This is a genomic window from Phormidium sp. CCY1219 (assembly GCF_035615515.1).
Classification (GTDB): domain Bacteria; phylum Cyanobacteriota; class Cyanobacteriia; order Cyanobacteriales; family Laspinemataceae; genus CCY1219.
In genome coordinates, this window is the sequence record NZ_JAJENT010000427.1 from 16,515 (window position 1) to 27,737 (window position 11,223).

An 11,223-nucleotide genomic window follows, 5' to 3' on the forward strand; every position below is an offset into this window, starting at 1 on the left:
TTTGGGGAGAATGATTCCATGACAGCGAACCCAGAAACCCTATCCACAGACAAAAATTTAGCGGCGATGAAAAAATTCGCCGAACAATACGCCAAGCGCACCGGCACCTATTTTTGTGCTGATTTATCCGTCACTGCAGTCGTGATTGAAGGATTGGCAAAACACAAAGATACCTTGGGTGCGCCTTTGTGTCCCTGTCGTCATTACGAAGACAAAGAAGCGGAAGTAAAAGCCACCTACTGGAATTGCCCCTGCATTCCCATGCGCGAACGCAAAGAATGCCACTGCATGCTATTTTTAACACCGGATAACGATTTCGCCGGGGAGCAACAAGAAATCCCTATGAGCGAACTTGAATCCGCGCGAAGCAGCATGTAAATTTTCCCAGTTTTATGGAGTTTACAGCCGCAATTTTGACCCATTTTGAGGTAATTAACTCGTTCCCAGGTTTTGCCTGGGAACGCCCTCTCCGAGGTTCTACCTCCTAGAAAAATCAAGCATCTTATCCCTTTTTTGACGTAACTTTGATTGGTTCTACCGTTCCATGTCTGAACCCATTCCCCGAGAATTTTGGCAAGGCGTCGCCCAATTTAACCAACAAGAATTCTATGCCTGTCACGATACCTTAGAAGCATTGTGGATGGAAGCTGCCGAACCGGAAAAAAAATTCTATCAAGGCGTGCTGCAAATTTCAGTGGCTCTCTATCATCTGCGCGATCGCAATTGGCGTGGGGCAGCCATTTTACTGGGCGAAGGGATAAATCGCCTGCGCCACTACCAGCCCTCTTATTATAACATCAATGTCACCCAATTCATCGAAGAAAATGCAGAAATTTTGAGCGCCCTGCAACAATCCGGCCCGGAGAATATCGACATATTCGCCCAGCAGTTATTTGCAGCAGAAACCGCCAATCCTACTGCCAATACCCACAGCTTGCAATTGCCCATCTTGGTAAAGCAAAATTGAGCTACGTAACATGTAAAATACATTTTGTATATCGCCCCGAGGAGCAACAAATACTCCCCGTAGGCTACCCAGGCGCGATTTCAATCGCCTATATTATACCACCCAAGTGGCCAAATAAGCATCCGTTCCGCCTAACGGACTGGAATTCATCGCATCAGAAGTAGTCGCCACATTGGGAGAACTCACCGTCCCAAAAATAGCCGCGCGATTATTGCCCACTGCAAAGCCATTCACCGTACCTTTTGCTCCATCAGTATCGCCCGAGGCGGTGAGAGGAGTCCAGAAATTGCGGGTGGTAAAATCGGCAGAAACGCCCAAAACCGCCATTTCTCCTTTAGTATAATTGCCCACCGATGCCCCATTAATCGTTTGTGCGTCGCGATTTTTCAGGGTTGCAGCAGAGGAACCGCCGATATACACCCGTCCCCCGTCATCCACCGCAATGGAATTGGGGGTGAAACTATTGGCAGCACCGGAACTGAGCCGAGTGGCGATAAATTGACCCCGCTCGATCGCCCCAGTAGTGCTATCCAGTTTCGCAAAGAAGGTAAAGGAACCGCTACCCGCACCAGACAGGTTATTATAATTATCCTCCTGAATCAGTCGGCTACCTAGAGCGATCGCAATATCATCCCCATCGCGGGTATAGACATTATTGCCGCCATCGGTTTTGCCGAGGAAATACAAACTACCATCAGAAGCGATCGCCAGTCGTTCCCCGCGCGAATCGGCTCCTAAACTTTCCCCCGTCACCTGGGCCGCACTATAATCCCAGGCATCCCACACTTCGGTTAAACTACTATCTAATCCGCGCACGAAAGGCGTTTGCAGTTCGTCACTCACTTGAGCGTAACCCGTAACATACACCTGATTGCTGGTGGGATGAATCGCGATATCCCCAGGGCGAATATCCGTGCCGCTTAACGTGGATGTCGCCAGTTGAGTGCCGCTGGAATTCCACAATGTGACTGTATCGGTGCTTTCGGTTAAAGTGGCAATTGTGCCATCATTAGCGATCGCCACCCGATCGAACAGTCCCGGTTGCGATCGCAGTTCCGTGGCCCCGTCACTGGCGAACAGCTTCATCCCAAAATCCCCCACCACCGCGACTTCACCACTGTCGCGATCGATATCCATATCCTTAACATCCGTGCCTAAATTCGTGCGAGAAAGCAGAGTTTCCCCGCCTTCCGAGAAACGCAACAACTGCGCCGCACCTGCGATATTCCCCGCCACCACGATCGCGTTATCCACCGGGGAAATCGCCGCCGCACTGGCTGCATCATCCCCCGCACCGCCTAAGTAGCTAGCATACGCGAGCGGCAAATCGTTGGGAGCGTCATCGTCTACAATCTCTAAAGCAGCAGCCGTCTGGCTTCCCAAACTCGCCCCGCCCATGACGTTAGTGAGGGTTAAATCCACGGTTTCGAGAGTTTCGCTAGCGGTATCGTTAGCGATCGGCACCGATACCGTCTGCGCCGTGGTTTCTCCATCGGCAAAATTCACGGAAATTGCCGCATTCGTATAGTCGCTGGGAGCGATAGCCGTGTTATCGTTAAAGGTAACATCGGCACTCACTGCGCCATTGCTCCCCCCCGTGCGCGTGACGGTGACGGCGGAAATCGCCGTGCCATCTTCTTTCACGGTAAAGGTCGGCGCACTAAAGGCTAACGTCCCCGGCGCACCAGCGATCGCATCATTATCCACAATGGTCGCGGTGGCCGTATTCTGGCTGCCCAAGCTTGCCCCACTGCTGAGAACGCTCAAACTTAAATTCACCGTTTCGTTGCCTTCTACGTCACTATCCTCTACAATCGGTAAGCTGACGGTTTGAGTGGTTTCGCCGGCGGCAAAATTCACCGCGATCGCATCCGCCGTATAATCCGCTCCCGCCGTCGCCGTATTGTCGCTGGGAATTACACTCGCACTCACCGCACTACTGGTGTCGCCACTGCGCGTCACCGCGATCGATGCCGTGCCGTCTCCTTCATTCACCGTATAGCTAGCCGCATCAAAAGCTAACGTGCTGCTGGTCGTCGGCGTGGTAGGAGTTGTGGGAGTTGCGGGTGTGGTAGGGGAGATGGGCGGCACATCGAGCGGGGGTAACGGCGGCAAAGTGGTGGGCGTTTCCGCCTCGGAAGAAGTGGGAGAGAAGGGAAGAAACTCCGTGCGAGAAATGGCACTGGCACTCGTATCCGCCACAATGGCTAAATAGTCCCCCGTACCCCTATCTTGAATTATCGTCTGTCCGCTATAGTCGTCCGTGCCGTCAAAGATGTTTAACTCGTCAAACGTGAGTCCACCCATCAACTCGATGCGATCGCTCCCCCGTTCGAAATCCAGAATCCAATCCGCCTGCGCCACAGTTGCGCCCCCAGTGGATTGAAATCCGGTGGCGTCATCGCGCCTCGCGATCGCAAAGATATCGCTTCCCTCGCCCCCAGTGAGGGTATCTGCCCCCAAGTCGCCATACAGGGTATCGTTCCCCAAGTCACCAAACAACCGATCGCGATCGCGCCCCCCATGCAAGCGATCGTTTCCCTGTCCGCCACGTACCGTATCCTCCCCTTGATTGCCATTCACCTCATCGTCCCCCTGATTTCCATTCAGAAAATCATTCCCCCCCAATCCCAGAAGATTGTCATTGCCTTCTAAGGCCAAAATATATTCCGCTTGGGCGTCAGTTGCCACAAAACTTTCCGCATTTTGCGTCAGATAATACGCCGCATCATATCCGGAAATCGGCTGTCTTCCTTCCCGCTGTCCGAACAGTTGGAAATGTTGAAATCCCGAGCTGAAATTCCCCGCACTCACCGCACTTTGCACGTCAGGATAGAGGGCTAAATAGTCGCTCTCACTGACGAAAGCAGTTACCCCACTCAAGTTAGAAAAACTCATGGTTAATTCTCTCTACGTCGAATTTGGATGTTGCTTGACTTACCTCGACGCACCCTGGTGATATAATGTCCCGATCGATCGTTGCCAAACAAATTAGTCCTTGTCATGCGGACTATAGCGCTGTCGCCCCTTCGCGCTTTGCCTTTGCCTCGGCGCGATTTTAATCGCTTCTTGGATACTCTATTCCCTATCACACCTTAAGTTTCTCCCCACTGCCATCCGCAGGATTACTGAATTTAGATAAAAACAGGTAACAAGATCGACCAAATTGGTATAATGAAGCGACCGACAGAGGAAACTCTATCGGTGAGAGAAATATCTTTAGTTATTCTCGCCTCATACCTGGCAATCCGGATAAACTTTCATCAAGAGATACTCAATTTGACCCTTGACCTCCGGAGGGAATCTCACCTTGGGGGGTGGTGCGGAGTGCAGCATCGGTGCAGGGACGCCGGAAAACCAGAGGTAGCGATCGCCCCTTCCCCGAGGAGGCAGGATCCAGCGCCCCGCCCCCATCCTGCAACCGGGGGATCCGAGAGGAGGATGCCAGGGCAGGAAAAATCGGGTAAAGCGATCGCCCTTCCGGGGAACCGAAACTTCTGCGCTACAGCAGCCGTCAGAACCGACAGAGCATTGCCGAGGGCAGTTTTCCCCGCCACTGCTCCGGATAATAGATGGGTAGAATTGGCTAAACTACCAATAGGACAACAAATCAGATCGCCATCTGATTCGCTGCCTGAGCAATCATTGTTCCTGATAGAACATACAACCGTTATGATGCCCTCTGCTCGATTTCGTTCTTCACAGATTTTGCTGCACTTGGGGTTGGCGTTGATAATGCCGATCGCCATCAGCAGCGCGATCGCCACTCCCACCGTCTCGCAACCCGCCGCGACCGACTCTCGCGCCTTACGAGTGCGCGCCGATATCCAAGAAGCGGACTCCACAACCGGCATTGTCACCGCGCGCGGTAACGTCCGAATCAACTATCCGGCGCGCAACATGCAAGCGAGTGCGGCCCAAGCGCAATATTTTAGTCGAGAGCGCCGCATCGTCCTCAGTGGCAACGCCTATGTGGTGCAAGAGGGGAACAGCATCCGAGGCGAAACCATCACCTACCTGATCGACGAAGGCCGATTTATCGCCCTTCCGGAGCAAAACCAACAAGTGGAATCCATTTATTTAGTCCCCGAGTCCAATAATGCCTCGACGCCATAAGCACTGCCCCCGCGCCAGAGGACTCCACCGCGCGCGAGGGGCAAATTCTCCCTCTCTCCATTTGCGCTTCGCATTCCCCGAGATTCCCAGTGGTGAAAATTTGGTTAGAAAACATTCACAAATCCTATGGCAAGCGGGTTGTAGTCAACCGGGTCAGTCTTTCCGTCTCCCAAGGAGAAATCGTGGGGCTGCTCGGACCCAATGGGGCCGGGAAAACCACTACATTTTATATCGTCACCGGATTGGAAAAACCCACCCACGGCAGGGTTTGGCTCAACGATCGCGACATTACCACGTTGTCGATGCACAAACGCGCCCAACTTGGCATTGGATATTTAGCCCAAGAACCCAGTATTTTTCGCAATCTCAGCGTCCAAGATAATATTCTCTTGGTCCTCGAACAAACCCAGGTGCCCCCCTGGCAGTGGGAACAGCGTCTCAACCTTCTCCTGCGCGAGTTTCGCTTGGAAAAAGTGGCCAAAACCAAGGGCAAATACGTGTCTGGCGGCGAGCGACGACGCACGGAAATGGCTAGAGCACTGGCCACTCGCGGTAGCGGACCGCAATTTTTGCTCCTCGACGAACCCTTTGCCGGCGTCGATCCGATCGCCGTGTCGGAAATGCAGCAAATCGTCGCTACCCTACGCGATCGCGGTATGGGCATCCTGATTACCGATCACAATGTCCGCGAAACCCTCGCCATCACCGATCGCGCCTACATTATGCGCGACGGGCAAATCCTCGCCTCCGGTACCCCAGAAGAACTTTCCACAAATCCTCTGGTACGGCAATATTATTTAGGGCAGCACTTTCAGTTTTAGGAGAATTCTATCAAATTGGCATTTCGCAAGCCCTCACCCGCAGTCAAATAGCCCCTCCCCCTAGGCGATCGCCGATGACACCCCCAGACTCCTCACACCCAAGATGAATGCCAAACCCTTGAAATCAGTTCGTTCCCTCAGTTGGTGGCTATTTAGAGGTTCGGTCATGGATCGCTATCTCGCCAGCGAATTAATCGGACCGTTCCTCTTTGGCGTGGGCGCTTTTTCATCAGTAGGAGTGGCGATCGGCACCTTATTCGACCTCGTGCGGCGCGTCACTGAAAAAGGCTTACCCTTAGATATTGCCATCGAAGTTTTTTTGTTAAAGCTGCCTGATTTTATCGTCCTCGCTTTTCCCATGTCGGTATTGCTCGCTACCTTGATGGGATACTCGCGCTTGTCGGCGGATAGCGAAATCGTCGCTTTACGCAGTTGTGGCGTCAGCATTTATCGGGCGATCGTCCCCGCCGTGGTGATGAGTTTGTTCGTCACCGGATTGACCTTTGCCTTTAACGAATTAGTGGTGCCGGCAGCAAACTATCGGGCAACAATTACCTTAGAACGAGCCATGAATCGCGAAAAACCCCCCTTTCGCGATCGCAACATTATTTACACCCAATTCGACCGCGTAAGAAAAGACAACGGCCATAAAGTTAAGGTAATGACCCGCTTATTTTATGCCGAAGAATTCGACGGAAACCGCATGAAAGGCTTAACCATTCTAGACCGTTCTGAGGGCAATTTAAGCCAAGTGGTTGTCTCGGAATCTGCCACTTGGAATCCGGCTCAAAATACCTGGGATTTTTTCAACGGCACCATTTATTTGATTGGAGAGGGAGGGTCCTATCGCAATATTGTTCGTTTTGAACATCAACAACTGCAACTCCCGCGCACCCCGTTAGACTTAGCCGCCCGAGGCAGAGATTACGGAGAAATGAGCATCGCCCAAGCTAAAGAACGATTGGAGATTATTTCCCAAGGCGGCGATGAAGATAAAATTATCGAACTGAAAGTCAGAATTCAGCAGAAATATGCCCTACCCTTTGTTTGCGTGTTGTTTGGGTTAGTGGGTTCGACCTTGGGAATTCGCCCCAGACGGGCCAGCAAAGCCACCAGTTTCGGCATTAGCATCGTAATTATTTTTGGCTACTATTTATTGGCATTTATTACCAATGCATTTGGGCAATTGGGGATTCTCTCGCCGTTTATGGCCGCTTGGTTGCCCCTGGGAATTGGTTTGGCGATCGCCATCGGATTATTAATCAGAGCCTCGCGATAAAAAAATCTCGCCTGTGGTGGCACGCTCCTCGCCCTTGCCTCGCTTTTGCACCGAAGATTTGCGATCGCTTCTTCATCCTCGATTCCCCCATTCCTTCCCCCCACAATTCCCCTGCCCGGAGAAAATTTCCCCCAAATCGCCCCTTAACGTAAAAAACCCTTAAAGCTCTCCCTTCCAGAGAAATTTTAAGGTAAAATAACATCAGGCATAACCACAACCCTTTAACATCAACTTTACCCTAGACAGCGATTCCAGTGTGACTCGCCCCCGATTGGCAAAGTCTCGCACTCTCAGAACGGGAAAAATCAACCCCTTCTCAAGTGGGAATGTGGCATGATTCTTTTCCCCACCGAGAACCGCTGTCCCTCAACCGATAACCCCACCCCCACTCACCAACTGCTGTCTTAAATACCATGTCAAAACATCCCCCGAAACCGTCCAAAATTCGCAATATCAAAGCCAAAGTGCGAACCTTCACCCGACCCATCGTCTGGGGTTCGGTGGCCATGTTAACCGTTTTAACCCTCTTCGCCTGGGAATTTTCCCAAAACCCCGATCGCTTCTTGACCCTGAACCTGGATCTCGAAGACACCTTCGGCGGGGACGGCGAAGGTAATTCCTCCCTCACCCCCGAAGAGAGAGCACTCGCTGCAGATATTGACAGTTCCGAATTGCTCGACGCAGAAATCAAAAAAATGGAGTCAGCACCCCCACTCCGGGTTCCCGAAGTGGTTCAACCCGATTCGGCGAGCACCGCGTCTTCTGCGTCTGAGTCCGAAACGCAAAGCAACAGCAACGCCCCCAATCCAGAAGACTATAACAGTCTTTTATTAAAAGATATCGAAGCATTAGAGCGGGAGATAGAACGCCTGTCGGTCATGCCCAATCAGTCTTCACCCTCTGGCTCAAATCCCGAGGACGAAAATCCCAATCGCGCCCCGCAAAGCGCCTCCCTGTTGCCAGAAATGCCGGAAATCGCCATTCCCTCTGGAGTGCCTGCTAACAATAGCAACCTGTTGGGTTTCGACAGCAGCAGCTATACCGCCCCAGATTTGAGCGGATTGCCCCAGAGTCCCTTGCAATCCGCCATCGAACAACAATATCGCCAGGAGATGAACGCCTCGGAGAATGAGGAGTCTGCCAGTAACGAGGATGCCAACCGCAACCCATCCTCCTCCCAGACTGCCAACTCCCCCACGCCCAACCCCGCCACCACCCCCTCCCCCTCCCCCTCGCCAATGCCGCAAAATTCCAACCCCGGAGTGGCACAAAATCAGCCCAATCCCTATTTTTCCGGCAGACCGGCGACGGAAAATCCCTATGGCGTGTTAGCCAATCCGCCAACCTCCGGCGTGGAAGCGCAAACTCCCGCTAACTCAAATCCCTACAACCCAGGACCATCCACCACGCCGAATGCGGGAAATTCCGGCCAAGGGACGCCACAAACCACGCCGCAACTCCCGGGACAAGTGATTCAACCGGGAGGGACGCCACAAACCACGCCGCAACTCCCAGGACAAGCGATTCAACCGGGGGTAAATTACGACAGTAACCTGAATAATGCCCCCGCCGCGCCCAATTCGGGCAATTCGGGGAATTTTACCAATTCCTACGATTATTTGCTGCGATCGCGCACCGGTACCGCCACCCCCAACCTCACCCCCTCGGTACCGCAAAGCACCTCCACCCCAGCACCGAATTTAACGCAACCGACGGATAACAGCGCCTCGGATTCGCTTTATCAAACCCCCGATTCCTCAAGCTTGCAAGCGCCGAATACCCAGGGGCAACCGCAAACTTCCCCCGCTTTGCAAGCGCCAAATACCCCGGTGCAATCGCCAACCCCCTCGGCGGTGGAAATTCCCCAGCGACAACCGGGATATCAAGTTCCCAACTTGCAAAATCAACGGCAGAGTTATACCAATAATTCTAATTTACAGCCCCGTGGCGGGGGTGAGGAATTCCAGCCGGTTCAACCGCCTCAGCCGTTTTCCGTGCCTCGGAATGCCCCCGGGCGCTATATCGGCGGCGGGGAAATCAATACGTTTTCCAATCCTTAGAATTGGGAAAAAACCAGAGCGATCGCGGATTGGCAAGCACAAGCACGACCCGCGATCGCTCTTTTTATTTGGATGACGCGATCGGTTTAATCGTCAAAGTGTTTGATAATCGCGTCGGCAAATTCGGAACACTTCAGGGGAGAATCCACCGGCGGATCCATCAACCGCGCCAAGTCATAGGTGACTTCGCGGTTAGAAATCGCCGCCCCAATGCCTTTTTTAATCAAGTCAGCAGCTTCTTCCCAGCCCATATATTCCAGCATCATCACCCCAGACAAAATCAAGGATCCGGGGTTGACGCGATCGAGACCGGCATGTTTGGGCGCAGTACCGTGAGTCGCCTCGAAAATGGCACACTCATCGCCAATATTTGCCCCCGGTCCCATACCTAATCCGCCCACGATCGCAGCGGCGGCATCGGAGAGATAATCGCCGTTTAAATTCATCGTGGCCAAGATAGAATATTCCCCAGGACGGGTTTGGATTTGCTGGAAAATACTGTCGGCAATGCGATCGTTAACCATCACCTTCTCTTTCCACTTGCCATTCCCGTGGGTGTCCCAGATGCCATCGAGGACCTCTTGCACTTCCTGGCAGGCTTCCTCTCGCTTTTCCGGCGTCAGCGAATCATATCCCGGTTCCACCTTGCGGGCGTTGTCTTCGATGCTGAGATCCCGATTGCGTTCTTTGTTGCTGAGAATCCAGGATTCCCGCTCGGTAACGCACTCATCCCGAAACTCGCTTTTTGCCAGTTCGTAACCCCAATCGCGAAACGCACCTTCGGTGTATTTCATAATGTTGCCTTTATGCACCAACGTCACCTGCTGTTTCGCTTTTGGCAGGCGCAGGGCATTTTTCATGGCGCGGCGCACCAGGCGCTGGGTGCCGGTTTTGCTAATCGGTTTGATGCCGATGCCAGAATCGGTGCGAATTTGCTTTTTGCCATGTTCCGGCGTTTGCGGAATAAACTGTTTGTTAAGGATATCGATGAGTTTATCGGCAATTTCCGTCCCCTCGTGCCACTCGATTCCTAAGTAAATATCTTCGGTGTTTTCCCGATAGATAATCACGTCGAGTTGGTCGGGATGTTTGTGGGGCGAGGGGGTTCCGGAGTAATATTTGCAGGGGCGCACGCAGGCATAAAGGTCGTTAATCTGCCGCAGAGCAACGTTCAAGGAGCGAATCCCACCGCCAATCGGGGTGGTTAACGGACCTTTGATGGCAATGCCGTATTCTCGAATCGCCTGCAGGGTGTCTTCGGGCAAATATTGATAGGTGCCATACTGGTCGCAGGCTTCGTCGCCAGCGTAAATTTTGAACCAGGAGATTTCCCGCTTGTCCCCATAAGCAGCTTTCACCGCCGCATTGATGACTTTCTCGGTGGCGGGCCAGATGTCTACGCCGATTCCATCTCCGCGAATGAAGGGGATGATGGGATTGTCGGGAACCACCGGCTCGGCATTTTTAAAGGTGACGCGATCGCCTGTGGTGGGCGGTTTGATTTTTTCGTACATACGACTCTCGGTTTAACTGAACTTTAAGAAACGCCTTGACTTCTTTGGTAGGCTAGCAGATCCCACCAAAAAAGCGGTAATCAGTTTAGCTTTTTTCCAGTTTTCCGAGAAATTTCATCGGCGAGGGCAATTTTTTCCGCTTCCCTGGATCCCGCCAGCAGAACCCAAAGAAAAAGGGGTCAGAAGTTTGCGAACACTTCTAACCCCTATGCAAACACAGTCTTAATCGCATCTATATGATATACAGTTGAGCTAATTTCCCGAGGGCGCAGTGGTGGCTCAGCTATTGACTCGATTAGCTATCCCTGGATTTGCGACGACGACGTGCGGCTAACAATCCGCCTCCACCTAGCAGCAAGCCGGCGATCGTGGTGGGTTCGGGAACGGCAACCGGATCGCTTCCGCCCACCGGATCGCTTCCGCCCACCGGATCGCTTCCGCCCACCGGATCGCTTCCGCCCACCGG

Annotated in this window: 9 protein-coding genes; 6 read left to right on the forward strand and 3 right to left on the reverse strand. The window is 52.8% G+C overall.

Annotated features, from left to right (window positions below):
• Positions 1–18 precede the first annotated feature (18 nt).
• Entirely contained in the window at positions 19–378 is a 360-nt protein-coding gene (locus LKK83_RS09810; protein ID WP_324630906.1) for a ferredoxin thioredoxin reductase catalytic beta subunit, read from the forward strand.
• Positions 379–544: 166 nt separating this feature from the next.
• A complete protein-coding gene (locus tag LKK83_RS09815) occupies positions 545–967 on the forward strand; it encodes a DUF309 domain-containing protein (RefSeq protein WP_324630907.1) in 423 nt (140 codons plus the stop codon).
• Between the two features lie 93 nt (positions 968–1,060).
• On the opposite strand, the gene LKK83_RS09820 is transcribed toward LKK83_RS09815, so the two are convergent.
• Complete coding sequence (locus LKK83_RS09820) at positions 1,061–3,865, reverse strand: Calx-beta domain-containing protein (RefSeq protein WP_324630908.1); 2,805 nt, start codon at positions 3,863–3,865, stop codon at positions 1,061–1,063.
• Positions 3,866–4,639: 774 nt separating this feature from the next.
• Between LKK83_RS09820 and LKK83_RS09825 the strand changes: the two genes are divergently transcribed.
• From LKK83_RS09825 to LKK83_RS09840, 4 genes are all read left to right on the forward strand, one after another.
• Complete coding sequence (locus LKK83_RS09825; protein WP_324630909.1) at positions 4,640–5,083, forward strand: LptA/OstA family protein; 444 nt, start codon at positions 4,640–4,642, stop codon at positions 5,081–5,083.
• Positions 5,084–5,175: 92 nt separating this feature from the next.
• Complete coding sequence (gene lptB, locus LKK83_RS09830; RefSeq protein ID WP_324630914.1) at positions 5,176–5,904, forward strand: LPS export ABC transporter ATP-binding protein; 729 nt, start codon at positions 5,176–5,178, stop codon at positions 5,902–5,904.
• Between the two features lie 166 nt (positions 5,905–6,070).
• The gene (locus LKK83_RS09835) at positions 6,071–7,183 is read left to right on the forward strand and encodes an LptF/LptG family permease (RefSeq protein ID WP_324630915.1); all 1,113 of its coding nucleotides are present in this window, start codon (positions 6,071–6,073) and stop codon (positions 7,181–7,183) included.
• A gap of 413 nt (positions 7,184–7,596) precedes the next feature.
• A complete protein-coding gene (locus LKK83_RS09840; RefSeq protein ID WP_324630911.1) occupies positions 7,597–9,243 on the forward strand; it encodes a hypothetical protein in 1,647 nt (548 codons plus the stop codon).
• A gap of 86 nt (positions 9,244–9,329) precedes the next feature.
• Here LKK83_RS09840 and LKK83_RS09845 read toward each other — a convergent pair whose 3' ends face one another.
• Entirely contained in the window at positions 9,330–10,757 is a 1,428-nt protein-coding gene (locus LKK83_RS09845; RefSeq protein WP_324630912.1) for an NADP-dependent isocitrate dehydrogenase, read from the reverse strand.
• Positions 10,758–11,052: 295 nt separating this feature from the next.
• Positions 11,053–11,220, reverse strand: a complete 168-nt coding sequence (locus tag LKK83_RS09850) for a PEP-CTERM sorting domain-containing protein (protein WP_324630916.1) — start codon at positions 11,218–11,220, stop codon at positions 11,053–11,055.
• Positions 11,221–11,223 lie beyond the last annotated feature (3 nt).